Origin of the sequence: Acinetobacter gyllenbergii CIP 110306 = MTCC 11365 (assembly GCF_000413855.1) — a bacterium.
Taxonomy (GTDB): domain Bacteria; phylum Pseudomonadota; class Gammaproteobacteria; order Pseudomonadales; family Moraxellaceae; genus Acinetobacter; species Acinetobacter gyllenbergii.
Window position 1 is genome coordinate 33,942 of the sequence record NZ_ATGG01000020.1, and the last position, 14,842, is coordinate 48,783.

The window sequence follows — 14,842 nt, forward strand, 5'->3', positions numbered from 1 at the left end:
TCTCATCTAATCACAGGAATATCATCTTACTTTTCAAAGATGAAAAGTAACAAAAATCTTTTGTTAGACTGACGGTACGTCCTGAGCAATTTCAAAGCAAGGCTTTGAAAGCAGCGCAAGGCAGTCTAACTTGGCGGCATCCTTGCCGCCCTCCACGATCGTAGATATTTACTAGACAATAAATACCTAAAGTTAGTTAAACTTTTCCAATTCAATCCATTGAGCATCAGGAAAATGCTCTGCCAAATAAGCTTTTAAATAATCTGCGGTATCTTTCGAAATAAGTGGATCTTTCGACTCATCCTTTAAGTTATACACCAAAGCATGCAAACTCAAACCACGCTGCTTTAATGCCTCTAAACTCAATAAAGTATGATTAATACTGCCCAAACGTCCTGAAGTCACCAAAATCACAGGAAATTGATGCTGAGCAATATAATCAATGGTCAACAACGCTGTGGTTAAAGGCACCATCAAACCACCGGCCCCTTCTAACAATACCACCTCAAATCGCTGAGCCAATTCCTTGGTCGCTGCTTCGATCTTGGCAAAATCCAGATCACGTCCATCCAAACGTGTGGCTAAATGCGGTGAGGCAGGATAAGTAAAAATTTCAGGCATGGTCAGCTTCTCATGATCTTCCTGAAACCAGCCACTGCCCATAATTTCACGATGCTTTTCGATATCTTCAGAGATATCGACATTCCCCGTTTGTACCAACTTCTGGGTAATAACACGCTGTCCCTGTTCGGTCCAAAGTTTGGCGAGATAGCCTGTGGCATACGTTTTACCAATTTCAGTATCAATACCACTGACAAAATAAATACGACTCATCTACTTAAATTCCTTGTTCTGAATTGTTGAAATTTTAGGGTAAATTTCATGAATATAAGGATAATCATTCAAACGCTGATCTAAAGAGTATTCGATACAGATTTCACTGATTGCTTGTATTTGCATCTGGTGAGTATAGGAAAAAGATTGACTCGTTTCGTCATTCACCAATAAAAACTGACCACTACTTCTGCCTGGTTTTTCAATGTTTTTAGCCCAACCACAGATCGTCTTTCTTGGTGCATTTTGGTTAATATAATCTGTTATCCAACTCGTTGACCAAAAAGAGAACAGAATCATCAGCAAAACCGCTCCTTCTACAACAGGATTGGGGATTTGGTCTTTTTTCCAAACCCGTACATATCCCAAGCCAATTAGTAAAACACCCAAAATCAAGCAAATTAATGCCCACGGAAAAGCAGAAAACATCAGAAAAATTAAACTTATACTTAGTGAAAAATAACCATGCACTACATTATTTCTGGGTGTTAACCGGTCAGACATGACTCTATTCATCACCTAAAGATAAGGATTTTGCTCTCCGTGCAATCACATAAATCGGATGATAAGTTAGGCTAAAACCCTGTTCATCATAAAACTGTTGATAATCCGAATAAAACTGCTGCAAGGATTGCTTGGTCCAGCGATGTGATTTTGCTGTTGCAGTCACGCCTGTCGCCTTTAAATGCTGTAATACCGATTTGGGATGATCAAAATATACCTGCTTCAGTGCTTGCTCGATGAGTAGTATTTCAAAGCCTTGCTGTTCAAGCTGTCGTTTTAAAGATTCTAGGCCAATATAATTTAAGCCTTGTCCTGTCAACTGCTTAATTTCAGTTAGATTATCTGGCCCAAAAGTAGAAAAACCGAAATATGCATTGGGTTTTAAGGCTTTGTGAATCCGCCGTAATAATGCAGGCAGATCAAGCATCCACTGTAATGCTGAACTGGAAAGCACTGCATCTAAGGACTGCGGTAAATTCAGTTGTTCAATGTCTCCGATCAACCAATTTACATGTTTAAAATTGAGAAAATGCTGATCCACATCTGCATATAAATCATTTAAAAACAGTTGCTCAACTTGAAAATGAGATTGAAGTAAGTGGGTGAGATTGCCAGATCCACAACCAATCTCAAGTACAGAGGCTAAGTTCTGCGGACAATACACTTTAAGGTATTCAAATAACTGCGCACTAATTTGCTTTTGTACCACAGCATGCTCAACATAGCTTTGCCCTGCTTTGGCAAAACGTCGTGCAACCAATGCTTTATTGATGCTCACAAACACTCCACCAATTGTTTCAATTCAGCTTTTTGCACCAAAGCGGTTAAGGAAATACGCAGGCGTGAACTATTCTGTGGCACTGTTGGTGGGCGTACTGGCATGGCATAAAAGCCTTGTTGTTGTACATAGCGTGCTTTTTCAATGACCGCTTGGCTTTCACCTACGATAACTGGAATGATATGACTGCTGGATGGACTGGAGAAACCTTTTGCAATCACCGCCTGTTGTAAATACTGACTGATCTCTGCCAAGTGCTGACGCTGTTGCTGCATGCTCAGCACTTTATTAAAAATAAAATCTGACCATGCCATCGAGATTGGAGGCAAAGCGGTACTAAAAATCAAAGGGCGCATTTTATTGATCAGATAATCACGGATGATTGAATCACAAATGATATAGCCGCCCACCGAAGCAATTGCTTTACCAAAGGTACCCACCAAGAAGTCAATCTGAGCCAATACGCCATATTGTTCAGCACAGCCCAGGCCTTGCTCCCCCCTGACCCCAATCGCATGAGCTTCATCGACATACAACATGGTTTTGGCAAAGCGCTGTTTTAACTGTGCCAATGCTGCTAAATCCGTCTCATCGCCATCCATACTAAAAATACTTTCAGTCACCACAATAATGCGTTCAACTTGCTCATCTTGGTGATACTTTTGCAATAATTGTTCCAGATGTTGCAAATCATTATGACGATAACGCACATATTGAGCAGTCGAAAGTCGAATACCATCAATCATACTGGCATGTACCAGTTTATCGGCCAGAATCACAGTTTTGCTATCACATAAGGCTGGTAAAATACCGATATTCATGTGGTAGCCACTATTAAAAAGTAAAGCAGCACGACCAAAGGCTTTGCTTAGGCTATTTTCAAATTGTTCATATTCTGCAAAATTACCAGTGAGCAAGCGTGACGAAGATGAACTAAAGAGCGCTCGTTCAATTTTCAGCGTATCCAGAAATTCTTCTCTTAAACTTAAATCAGCGGCCAAGCCTAAATAATCATTGGATGCCAGATTCAACATGCTTCGATCTTGAATGGTAATCCATCGTCCAGATTGCTCATTTGACGTGAATTGGCGAAAATTACCCTGTTGTCTGAGTTGCTCAAGCTGCTCGACATAATGATCAAGCAAGGACATTGGCATTTACTCCCTGCATATTTTTCACCACCTCACTCATCTGTGCCAATAAATAATGGAGTTCGTCATCTGTGATCACATACGGCGGCATTACGTAGACCAATTTACCAAATGGCCGCACCCAAATACCGCGTTCAACGAACTGTTGCTGCAAGGTCTTCATATCGACATTGCTGGTTAATTCAACCACCCCGATCGCACCTAAAATCCGTACATCCGCAACATGGTCAAGCTGGGCTAAATCTATTAATTGTTGAGTAAGTATCTTTTCAATTCGTTGAATATTGGTTTGCCAATCTTGTTCAACCAATAGTTGGGTACTTCTTAAAGCAACCGCACAAGCCAGTGGATTCGCCATAAAAGTCGGGCCATGCATAAACACACCCGCTTCACCACGACTAATGGTTTCAGCCACCTGCTTGGTGGTTAAGGTCGCAGACAGCGTCATATAACCGCCTGTTAAGCCCTTACCAATACACATAATGTCAGGTTCGACCTGCGCGTGTTCCCAAGCAAACATTTTACCTGTACGTCCAAAACCTGTAGCAATCTCATCAAAGATCAACAGCAAATTATACTGCTCACATAAGGCCTTGGCTTGGCGCAAATATTCAGGATGATAAAAACGCATGCCGCCTGCGCCCTGCACAATTGGCTCAATAATCAGAGCAGCAATACTGTGATGATGCTGTTCAATCTGCTGCGTGAGTTCTTGAATATCTTGCGGATTCCATTGACCATCAAAACGACTTTGTGGCGCGGGAACAAAAATTCGATTGGGTAAACTTGTACCAAAAATCTGATGCATGCCTGTGACTGGGTCACACACCGACATCGCATTCCATGTATCGCCATGATAGCCAGAACGGGTGGTAATAAAATTGGTTTTCGCGGGTTGATTCAACGCAGCCCAATACTGCACTGCCATTTTCAAGGCCACTTCTACAGCAACAGAACCTGAATCGGCATAGAAAATCTTATCTAAACTCGGCGGCGTGATTTTTAATAATAATTTGCCTAATTCAATTGCAGGTTCATGGGTCAGACCACCAAACATGATATGCGCCATGTTTTGCAATTGATCTGTAACTGCTTGGTTCAGTTCAGGATGGTTATAGCCATGAATCGCACACCACCATGACGACATGCCATCGACCAAAGTTCGACCATCTTCCAGTTCAATGGTTGCGCCATAGGCACGTTTGACTTTAAAGGTTGGTAGTGGATTTAACATCGAAGTATAGGGATGCCATATATGTTCTAAATCAAATGGGTCTGTCATCCTTTACCTCTGTAAATTCAATATTAAACGATGTGCTGTACAGTGTCATTCCGAGTACTCAGCCAATTTCAGGATAAGCCTTCAGCTGGACTTACTTTTCAAAGATGAAAAGTAAGCAAAAATCTTTTGTTAGGCTGATGGCACATCCTTGATGCCACAGCCTAACGGCGACATCCATGTCGCCTCCACGATAGCGAATATTAAAAGTAAATTTCAATAATGATAAGAACGTTCAATAAATCTCAATAGCTTTTTATCTTAAACTTGTCAAAACCTAAAATATATTGCGAGAACTTTCAATTCAAGCAAGATTAAACCGTCTATTGAATAAAATCTTCAATTATCTGCGCGGTCTGCTCAACCATAAAACAAGGAAAACCATGTGAAGCTCCATCGATCGATACAACAGATAGATTTTTTGCAGCTAAATCCTTTGTTTTTTGCACAACTTGGTAAGGAACTAAAGCATCATGCTCTGCAAAGACATGCAACTGCCTACCCTGATATTTTTCATACAACTCAACCAAGTTTAATTGCTCCAGCAATTTTAACCCTTGTCTAAGCAATGCAATCGGTTGTGGACGAATCAATTTTTGCATAACTACGAAATCGTTCTTTGCCGAACTTGCACCCTGACAGACCAATAAACCAAAACGCTTTAAAGTCGTAATCGCATCCTGTTCAAATGATTGTTTAAACTGGATAAAGGTTTCAACAGGCATGGCTGTGGTCCAATCTGCTTGTGCCACAAAACATGGATTCGACGCTAACGTGATTAAAACTTTCTGTTCAGTATATTGTTGCTGAATTTGATCGACCAGTAAGGTTGCCAGTTGTCCACCAAGCGACCATCCCACAATCACATCAAATTTCACTGCGAGTTCAACTTGCTGTTGCAAGATGTCATCATTTAGCGCATTAAAGATATTAAGCCGTTCAACGATATGTCCCTTTTGTTCTAAAGCCTCATGTAAAGGTTTTAATAGTTCGGCACCACCGCCCCATCCTGTGATGAGTAGAATCTTATAGGTCATGCGCTTGCTCAATTCTAAAAACTTCAACGCAGTATACCCTGATTAACACTGCTCATTATTTTCCAAATCTACCAAAAGCTGTGCTGGGATCACTTGCTCCCAATGTTGCTTGAACTGTTGATGCACCTGATCAATATCAAAGCAACTATTTCTTGCCACCTGCTGCGCATAAGCAAGATCTTTAGCACGCATATAAGCAAGTAAATAGTGCTCTCCATTCAATTCAAGTTGAAACCAAGATTCAACGGTTACCCCTTCAGCTTGCAGTGTTTGAATGGCTTCTACTTTACGCTGTTGAATTTCTTGCTGCCAAGCCTCGACCTCAGCCTGCCTATTTGTTCTTAATTTAATGAGAACTGCACCAACATCCATTCATTTTCCTTTTCTTTTTCTAAATCGCTATTCAATTGAAATATATAAAGCAGAGCAAAACCCTGTAAAGAATTTTCTAACACATCCAATGTCTAAATTTGCTAAAGTAGCTGCTATTACACTTTGAGATCAACATGATGAATACGATAAAGTCCAAAGTTCTCGTTTTATGTAGTTCACTTTTTTTACTCAGTACACCAACACTCAGTAGCGCACAAAGTACCTTATTTTCCAAGCAAGATACTGCACAAAAAGAATGGGTTGGACAGTCTGCGCCAGATTTTAAACTGCAAGATCAAAGTGGAAAATGGCATACTTTAAATCAATATAAAGGCAAATGGGTGGTGCTATATTTCTACCCTAAAGACAACACGGCGGGCTGTACTCAAGAAGCTAATCAATTTAAATCGCTGTATCCTCAATTTACTAAATCCAATGCGGTGGTGCTGGGTGTCAGTCTAGATGATGTCGCATCACATCAAAAATTCTCAGAAAAACTTGGCCTACCCTTCCCGATTCTTGCTGATGATCAAGGTGAACTGGCCAGTAAATTCGGCATCGTTCGAAATTTAGGGATTGCCAAGATCGCCAAACGAGAAAGCTTTTTGATTAATCCTCAAGGCGCGGTGATGTATCACTACACCAGCGTAAATACTCAAACTCATGCCGATCAAGTCTTGAAAGACCTAAAAACCTTACAAAGCAAATAATCGCTTTGGAGATTCTGAGTCAACTCATCGATTGATCATCTGCCTAGATTTTTAAGTCTAGGCGTTTTTATACGCGTTTAAAAATCAATGCCAAGTGAATCATCAATCGGGTTCTGATCCAGTGTAAACACAGTCCGCTGATACGGAATGCCTTCCAGATCATAGACCTGATAAACACAATCAAATAACAGCTGTAGGTCTTCACTGCGATCCATTGCCCGTGCAGTCAGAAAAATTGGGCTAACCGCGCCATTGTCCAGAATCGGAATGTAATTGAGATGTGGAAAACGAATAGTATCGGCACTGGCAGGAATCACACATAAACCTTCACCTGCGGCCACCAGACCCAAGGCCAATTGAATTTCCCGCACTTCATGCATATTTTTCGGCACTAAACTATGCTCGGCAAAAATATTCAGCAGTTGAGTCGAAAAATTCGGTTTCGGCGAAGTGGGATACATAAACATCTTTTCATCAATCAGATCAGCCAGATAGACCCCTTCCGTCCGCTGTGCAATCGGATGGCTGGTATGCGCCGCCACAACCAATCGCTCCTTGCGCAATAAAATCCGTCTGACCGCAGGATCACTAATCCGCAAGCGTCCAAAGCCCACATCAATGCGCCCTTCTTTTAACGCTTGCAACTGCTCTGTGGTGCTCATTTCAACCAACTGAATATTGAGATGCGGCTGCTGCTGCCTGAATAAATAGATGATCCGAGGTAATAAACCATATAACAGCGACCCGACAAAGCCAATGGTGACACTGCGTTCGATCAGTCCAATCCGTTTCGCCATACTCTTAATTTCTTCTGCATTAGACAAAAGTTTAATCGCGTGCTGATAAAAGAAATGCCCTGCGGGTGTGGTTTGTAACGGTCGACTTCCTCGCTCAAACAATTGAATTCCTAGCTCACCTTCCAAATTTTGAATCTGCCGACTCAAAGGGGGTTGAGCAATAAATAGTTTTTCTGCGGCCTTGGTAAAGCTCTGTTCTTCAACAACCGCAACAAAATACCGTAAATGACGTAATTCCATGAGGTTTCCATACCTTTAAGATATATAAAAATATAAATTCAGTCTTAGACACAGTTTACTCATTCTTTTAAGGTATAGACAAGAGATAAACCGATGAAGTTATGAATCGCTTCCGCTAGATTCCAGCTGCCCATATTCATCCTTATCGGTTCAAGCCATCACACAACATATTAGGATATCGAGACGCTTTAAGCGTAACTCGATGACTTCCACAGATTTGGAAAGTCGGAGAACGGACATGCCACGTATTCCTGTAATCAATACCAGCCATCTTGACCGCATTGATGAATTACTGGTCGATAATATCGACACGGGTGAATTTAAACTTCATCGCTCAGTGTTTACCGATCAAGCTTTATTCGACCTCGAAATGAAATATATTTTCGAAGGCAATTGGGTTTATTTGGCCCACGAAAGTCAAATTCCCAATAATAATGATTTCTATACCACCCATATTGGGCGTCAACCCATCATCATCGCCCGCAATCGTAATGGCGAATTGAATGCCATGATCAATGCTTGTTCCCATCGCGGTGCCCAACTCTGCCGCCATAAACGCGGTAACAAAGCCACCTATACTTGCCCTTTCCACGGTTGGACCTTTAACAACTCAGGCAAACTCCTCAAAGTTAAAGACCCAAGTGAAGCAGGTTATTCAGATTGCTTTAACCAAGACGGTTCACATGACCTGAAAAAAGTCGCACGTTTTGAGAATTACAAAGGTTTCTTGTTTGGCAGTCTCAATCCAGATGTACCATCACTTGAAGAATTCTTGGGTGAAACCAGCAAAATCATCGACATGATTGTCGATCAATCCGAACATGGTTTAGAAGTTCTACGCGGCACATCATCCTATACCTATGAAGGAAATTGGAAACTCACTGCTGAAAATGGTGCCGATGGTTATCACGTTTCAGCGGTTCACTGGAACTATGCTGCCACCACACAACACCGCAAAGAGACTCAAGCTGCCGATAATATTCGTGCTATGAGTGCTGGGTCTTGGGGTAAGCAAGGCGGCGGTTCTTATGGTTTTGAAAATGGTCATATGCTGCTTTGGACACAATGGGCCAATCCTGAAGATCGTCCGAACTTTCCGAAGGCAGAAGAATATACCGAGAAATACGGCGCTGCCATGTCGAAATGGATGATCGAACGTTCACGCAACTTATGCCTCTATCCCAACGTGTATTTGATGGATCAGTTCGGTTCGCAAATTCGGGTGTTACGTCCGATTTCGGTCGATCGCACTGAAGTCACGATTTACTGTATCGCACCGAAAGGTGAAGCCCCAGAAGCACGTGCACGTCGTATTCGCCAATACGAAGATTTCTTTAACGCTTCTGGAATGGCCACACCCGATGATCTGGAAGAATTTCGTGCCTGTCAGGCCGGTTATGCAGGCATTGCACTGGAATGGAATGATATGTGCCGCGGTTCAAAACACTGGATTTATGGCCCTGATGATGCTGCCAATGAAATTGGCCTTAAACCGATGTTAAGCGGAATTAAAACCGAAGATGAAGGTCTCTATCTAGCACAACATCAATACTGGCTGCAGACCATGAAACACGCCATTGTCGCAGAGAAGCAAATCGCGGCTCAAGGAGAAAACGCATGAGTATTCAAGATCAAAGCAGCTTGGAAAATATTGCTCAGTTTCTCTACCGTGAAGCGCGCTTTTTAGATGATGAACAATGGGACGATTGGCTCAATTGCTATGCCCCTGAAGCCAGTTTTTGGATGCCTGCGTGGGATGACAATGATCAACTCACTGAAGATCCACAAGCTGAAATCTCCTTGATTTATTATCCAGATCGCCAAGGTTTAGAAGACCGTGTGTTCCGTATCAAGACCGAACGTTCTTCTGCCACCATGCCCGATACCCGCACTTGTCACAATATTGCCAATGTTGAAGTGGTTGAACGCGACGGAGATAAACTCACGGTTCGCTTCAATTGGAATACCTTGAGCTTCCGCTATAAAACCACCTATAGCTACTTTGGCATGTCACGTTATGTGATTGATTGTTCGGGTGATGAACCGAAAATCCTGAGCAAATATGTGGTGCTTAAAAATGACTATATCAATCAAGTGATTGATATCTACCACCTGTAAAAAATAGGTCTCCTCAGCCAAATGGACTGTTGGTTGGGGTCCCAAATTTAAATTATTTTGTAGGATCGCCCATGTCAAACCACAATGTAGCACTTCAATTTGAAGATGGTGTGACACGTTTTATCAGTGTCAATCAAGGTGAAACCCTGTCTGATGCAGCCTATCGCCAAAAAATTAATATCCCGTTGGACTGTCGTGATGGTGCCTGTGGTACTTGCCGTGCATTCTGCGAATCTGGCAGTTATGACATGCCAGAAGAAAGCTATATCGAAGATGCCCTTACCCCAGAAGAAGCAGAGCAAGGTTATATTTTGGCGTGCCAATGTCGTCCAAGCTCAGATGCTGTATTCCAAATTCAGGCGTCATCTGATGTCTGTAAAACCGAAATTCATTCTTTCCAAGGCACATTGGCTCGGGTCGAAAATCTTTCTGACTCAACCATCACTTTTGATATTCAACTGGATGAAGGTCAACCCGATATTCATTTCCTTGCAGGACAGTATGTCAATGTCGCTATTCCTGAAACAGGTGAAACCCGTTCATATTCATTTAGCTCAAAGCCGGGCAATCGCTTAACAGGTTTTGTGGTGCGTAATGTCCCAAATGGCAAAATGAGCGATTTCTTAAGCAAGGCTGCGCAGGCAGGCGATAAAATGAGCTTCACAGGACCATTCGGCAGCTTCTATCTACGTAATGTCACTCGTCCTGTGCTGATGCTGGCAGGTGGTACAGGCATTGCCCCTTTCATGTCGATGCTACAAGTACTGGAAGAAAAAGGTTCTAACCAACCTGTGCGCTTAGTGTTTGGCGTGACCAACGATTTTGATCTGGTGGCTTTGGAAAAGTTGGCAGAATTACAAGCGAAATTCCCTTGGTTTGAATATCGGACTGTGGTTGCCCATCCTGACAGTCAACATGCGCGTAAAGGCTATGTCACAAGCCATATCGAATCTGACTGGCTAAACAGTGGCGATGTTGATATTTATCTCTGTGGGCCTGTACCAATGGTCGAAGCCGTCCGTGGTTGGTTAGAGGCAGAACAGATCAAACCTGCTCACTTCCTATTCGAAAAGTTCTCTGCGAATTGATGGTTACTGGAGAATTAACCTATGTCTCAAGCACAAAGATTTAAGCATAAAGTAGTGATTGTCACTGGCAGTGCTCAAGGCATTGGCCGTGGCGTGGCGCTACAACTGGCGACCGAAGGTGCACAACTGGTCTTGGCAGATCGTTCTGATTATGTGCAGGATGTGCTGGCTGAAGTAAAAGCCTTGGGTGTTGATGCCATCACCATCCAAGCCGATTTGGAAAGCTTTGCGGGTGCACAACGTGTCGTTGCCAAAGCCATTGAACAGTTCGGTCGAGTCGATATTCTAATCAATAATGTCGGCGGTGCGATCTGGATGAAACCTTTTCAGGAGTTTTCTGAAGCAGAAATTATCAAGGAAGTGAATCGCTCACTTTTTCCAACTTTATGGTGTTGCCGAGCAGTCTTGCCTACAATGATTCAACAACAGGCAGGCGTGATCGTCAATGTTTCTTCGATTGCCACTCGTGGCATTAACCGTATTCCCTACTCTGCAGCCAAAGGTGGCGTCAATGCACTGACGGCATCACTGGCCTTTGAACATGCCAAAGATGGAATTCGCGTCAATGCCATTGCCACAGGTGGAACCGAAGCCCCACCACGCAAAGTACCACGCAATCACAATCCTCTCAGTCAAAATGAAAAAGACTGGATGCAGCAGGTCGTCGATCAAACCATCGACCGCACATTTATGGGCCGTTATGGCAGTATTGAGGAACAGGTCAAAGCCATTGTCTTTGTTGCATCCGATGATGCCTCCTATATCACGGGTAGTGTCATTCCTGTGGGAGGTGGAGATCAGGGTTAGCCCTGATCTTTTGCATTTCAGATAAAGTATAGGATGTGCATGGAGGCCATCACCCAATGACAACACTATTCAAAACATTAAAACAAGATTGGTCTATTTCAGCCACGGTTGCTGGTTTTCTGGCGGTGCTGATTTCCTATTCAGGGCCACTAATTATTTTCTTTCAGGCAGCACAACGTGCCCATGTCTCGACAGAGATGATGGTGTCATGGATTTGGGGCATTTCCATCGGTGCAGCTGTTGCGGGGATTTATCTCTCGATCAAATACAAAACCCCTGTTATTACCGCATGGTCTGCGCCAGGGACCGCTTTATTGGTGACACTATTTCCTGACATTTCTCTGAATGAAGCCATCGCGGCCTATATCACCTCTGCGATTGTGATTTTTCTGATTGGAATTACGGGTTGTTTTGACAAACTCCTCAAATGGATTCCTCAAGATGTTGCTGCTGGCATGATGGCAGGTATCCTATTCCAGTTTGGAATCAACCTGTTTACCGCCACGGACAGCATGCCTTTAATTGTATTCAGTATGCTGATTGTGTTTTTGATTGCCAAACGACTAATGCCGCGCTACACCATGATCTGGGTACTAGCAGCGGGCATTTCACTCAGTTTATTCTTGGGGAAAATGAATCCTGTAGAAGTCAGTTTTCATCTTGCCATTCCACAATGGATCAGCCCGGAATGGACTTGGTACTCCACCTTAAATCTGGCACTGCCCTTGATTCTGGTCAGTCTGTCGGGTCAGTTTTTACCGGGGATGGCGATCATGAAGTTGAGTGGTTATGACACCCCTGCCAAACCGATTATTACTGCAACCAGTATTGCCTCTTTAGCGGTGGCCTGTGTCGGCGGTATTACCATCGTGCTCGCATCTATTACGGCGGCGCTATGTATGGGCAAAGATGCACATGAACTGAAAGAAAAACGCTATATCGCAGGGATTGCCAATGGGATTTTTTATATTCTTGGCGGACTATTTGCTGGCAGTATTGTGATGCTGTTTAGCTTACTACCGAAAGAGCTGGTTGCCGCGTTAGCAGGTTTAGCCTTGCTCGGCGCAATTGCAACCAATATCACTGCTGCCATGCAGAGTCCTCAACACCGTGATGCTGCACTGATTACCTTTCTGGCGACAGCTTCAGGGATGCATTTTCTTGGATTAAGTTCGGTATTTTGGGGAATCTGTATTGGGGTGATTGCCCATCTCATTCTCACCCAACGCGCGGCAACACAATCTGCTTAAGAAAAAGAGAACAACTCGCCCCGACTCTCCGCCTTGCTGTCATATCAAAGCCGACTTTAGTCACATCAAGTTGTGTTTTTAAAAACTCAGCAAGGCAATTTTTAAACCTCACTTTAAAATATAAAATTATGAGGTCCAGTTAGATACTTAAAATCAATCCAACATCAATTAAACCAATTGGTAAAATAAAAAAATACATCCAACTTAAAAACAACTCTCCTATTTAGAAATGATTCTATCGTTTAAAAAAAACACATTTAAGCAGCATAAAATCAGCAAAATTCTCACCATTTAATATTTAATGGAATTTAAAAAAATAAATTAGAGAAGTAAAATAAAAATATAAATTTCAATACCTTAATTCAATAAAATCACAATACTTTAAAGACATAAAGATATATCAATTAGGTTTTTGACTCTGATGCAATAACAAAATAGCTTAATAAAAAATAACTCGGTACTTCACAAATTGGAGGTGAAGCAATGGATACAAACAAGGTCAATATTAATGACATAATTGATAAAGCGCGTTTTACCGCTTTTCATTGGAAAGTTTTAATTTGGTGTTTAATCATTATTATTTTTGATGGATACGATCTAGTAATTTATGGTGTGGCACTGCCCTTACTGATGCAGCAATGGTCACTGACTGCCGTGCAAGCTGGATTGCTTGCCAGCGCAGCCTTATTCGGGATGATGTTTGGCGCCATGATTTTTGGCACACTTTCAGACAAACTGGGTCGTAAAAAAACCATTCTGATCTGTGTCACCTTATTCAGTGGGTTCACCTTCTTAGGAGCATTTGCGAAAAGTCCAACTGAATTTGCAATTTTACGTTTTATCGCGGGACTTGGCATTGGTGGGGTGATGCCAAATGTGGTTGCACTCATGACCGAATATGCCCCGAAGAAAATCCGCAGCACTTTGGTTGCATTGATGTTTAGTGGCTATGCCATAGGCGGAATGAGCTCTGCCTTACTGGGTGCATGGTTGGTCAAAGACATGGGCTGGCAAATCATGTTTTTAATTGCAGGCATTCCATTATTACTTCTTCCACTGATCTGGAAATTTCTACCTGAATCTCTGGCATTTTTAGTGAAATCGAATCATCACGATCAAGCCCAGATGATTGTCACTAAAATCGCACCTGAAACTGAATTAACCAGCAATACTCAACTGATTCTAAATGAAAGTACCAGCACCGAAGCGCCTGTGCGTGCACTGTTTCAGCAAGGTCGTAGTTTTAGTACCTTCATGTTCTGGATTGCCTTCTTTATGTGCTTATTGATGGTCTATGCGCTAGGCAGTTGGTTACCTAAACTCATGCTACAAGCAGGTTACTCTTTAGGTGCCAGTATGTTGTTCCTATTTGCACTGAATATTGGAGGCATGGTCGGCGCAATTGGCGGTGGTGCACTGGCTGATAAATTCCACTTAAAACCTGTGATTACCAACATGTTTGTGATTGGTGCAGCCGCCCTGATTCTGCTGGGTTTTAATAGCCCCCAATTCATTTTATATAGCCTGATTGCCATCGCAGGGGCAGCAACCATTGGCTCACAGATTCTGCTCTATACCTTTGTGGCGCAATTCTATCCAACCGCAGTACGTTCAACTGGGATGGGATGGGCTTCGGGTATTGGCCGAATTGGCGCCATCATCGGCCCTGTCCTAACAGGCGCTTTGCTCACCTTTGAACTGCCTCACCAAATGAATTTTCTCGCAATTGCCATCCCTGGCATTATCGCGGCGCTTGCCATCTTTATGGTCAATTTAAAAGTTTCAGTTGCAGCCCAAACAGCTCCGAACTTTAACCCACAAGCTTCGCTCACTCAGCAATAACAATAAGTGCGCCGAGGATTGGCGCACTGACTTCG

General features: G+C 42.7%; 15 protein-coding genes. 7 read left to right on the plus strand and 8 right to left on the minus strand.

The window, feature by feature from the left end; translation table 11 throughout:
- Positions 1–192: 192 nt before the first annotated feature.
- The 7 genes from bioD to F957_RS07735 form a co-directional block, all read right to left on the minus strand.
- Positions 193–834: a dethiobiotin synthase gene (bioD, locus tag F957_RS07765; RefSeq protein ID WP_016541713.1), complete on the minus strand. Its 642-nt coding sequence runs from the start codon at positions 832–834 to the stop codon at positions 193–195.
- Positions 835–1,338, minus strand: coding sequence for a hypothetical protein (locus F957_RS07760; RefSeq protein ID WP_016660427.1), 504 nt, complete (start codon positions 1,336–1,338; stop codon positions 835–837). It abuts the gene before it with no gap.
- Between the two features lie 4 nt (positions 1,339–1,342).
- Entirely contained in the window at positions 1,343–2,116 is a 774-nt protein-coding gene (bioC, locus tag F957_RS07755; protein WP_016541711.1) for a malonyl-ACP O-methyltransferase BioC, read from the minus strand.
- Positions 2,113–3,267 carry an 8-amino-7-oxononanoate synthase gene (locus F957_RS07750; protein ID WP_016541710.1) on the minus strand — a complete coding sequence of 385 codons (1,155 nt, stop codon included), beginning with the start codon at positions 3,265–3,267 and terminating at the stop codon, positions 2,113–2,115. Before F957_RS07750 ends, bioC begins: the two co-directional genes overlap by 4 nt.
- Positions 3,254–4,549, minus strand: a complete 1,296-nt coding sequence (gene bioA, locus F957_RS07745; protein WP_016541709.1) for an adenosylmethionine--8-amino-7-oxononanoate transaminase — start codon at positions 4,547–4,549, stop codon at positions 3,254–3,256. The genes F957_RS07750 and bioA overlap by 14 nt, the downstream gene beginning before the upstream one ends.
- Before the next feature lie 320 nt (positions 4,550–4,869).
- Positions 4,870–5,583, minus strand: a complete 714-nt coding sequence (locus tag F957_RS07740; RefSeq protein ID WP_016541708.1) for an alpha/beta hydrolase family protein — start codon at positions 5,581–5,583, stop codon at positions 4,870–4,872.
- A gap of 42 nt (positions 5,584–5,625) precedes the next feature.
- The gene (locus F957_RS07735) at positions 5,626–5,955 is read right to left on the minus strand and encodes a DUF6176 family protein (RefSeq protein WP_016541707.1); all 330 of its coding nucleotides are present in this window, start codon (positions 5,953–5,955) and stop codon (positions 5,626–5,628) included.
- A 134-nt stretch (positions 5,956–6,089) separates the two neighbouring features.
- Between F957_RS07735 and F957_RS07730 the strand changes: the two genes are divergently transcribed.
- Positions 6,090–6,665 (plus strand): peroxiredoxin, encoded by a 576-nt coding sequence (locus tag F957_RS07730; RefSeq protein WP_016541705.1) that lies wholly within the window; start codon positions 6,090–6,092, stop codon positions 6,663–6,665.
- Positions 6,666–6,742: 77 nt separating this feature from the next.
- Here the strand turns inward: F957_RS07730 and F957_RS07725 are convergent, their stop codons facing one another.
- Complete coding sequence (locus F957_RS07725; RefSeq protein WP_005273213.1) at positions 6,743–7,702, minus strand: LysR family transcriptional regulator; 960 nt, start codon at positions 7,700–7,702, stop codon at positions 6,743–6,745.
- Between the two features lie 238 nt (positions 7,703–7,940).
- On the opposite strand from F957_RS07725, the gene benA reads away from it, so the two are divergent.
- The 6 genes from benA to F957_RS07695 all read left to right on the plus strand — a co-directional run bounded on the left by benA (position 7,941) and on the right by F957_RS07695 (position 14,807).
- Positions 7,941–9,323 (plus strand): benzoate 1,2-dioxygenase large subunit, encoded by a 1,383-nt coding sequence (benA, locus tag F957_RS07720; protein ID WP_016541704.1) that lies wholly within the window; start codon positions 7,941–7,943, stop codon positions 9,321–9,323.
- Entirely contained in the window at positions 9,320–9,820 is a 501-nt protein-coding gene (gene benB / locus F957_RS07715; protein ID WP_016541703.1) for a benzoate 1,2-dioxygenase small subunit, read from the plus strand. The genes benA and benB overlap by 4 nt, the downstream gene beginning before the upstream one ends.
- 71 nt (positions 9,821–9,891) lie before the next feature.
- Positions 9,892–10,908, plus strand: a complete 1,017-nt coding sequence (benC, locus tag F957_RS07710) for a benzoate 1,2-dioxygenase electron transfer component BenC (protein ID WP_016541702.1) — start codon at positions 9,892–9,894, stop codon at positions 10,906–10,908.
- 21 nt (positions 10,909–10,929) lie between these two features.
- On the plus strand, positions 10,930–11,715 hold the full coding sequence (gene benD / locus F957_RS07705; RefSeq protein WP_016541701.1) for a benzoate diol dehydrogenase BenD: 786 nt from the start codon (positions 10,930–10,932) through the stop codon (positions 11,713–11,715).
- A gap of 56 nt (positions 11,716–11,771) precedes the next feature.
- Positions 11,772–12,965: a benzoate/H(+) symporter BenE gene (benE, locus tag F957_RS07700; RefSeq protein ID WP_016541700.1), complete on the plus strand. Its 1,194-nt coding sequence runs from the start codon at positions 11,772–11,774 to the stop codon at positions 12,963–12,965.
- 483 nt (positions 12,966–13,448) lie between these two features.
- Positions 13,449–14,807, plus strand: a complete 1,359-nt coding sequence (locus F957_RS07695; protein ID WP_016541699.1) for an aromatic acid/H+ symport family MFS transporter — start codon at positions 13,449–13,451, stop codon at positions 14,805–14,807.
- Positions 14,808–14,842: the final 35 nt, after the last annotated feature.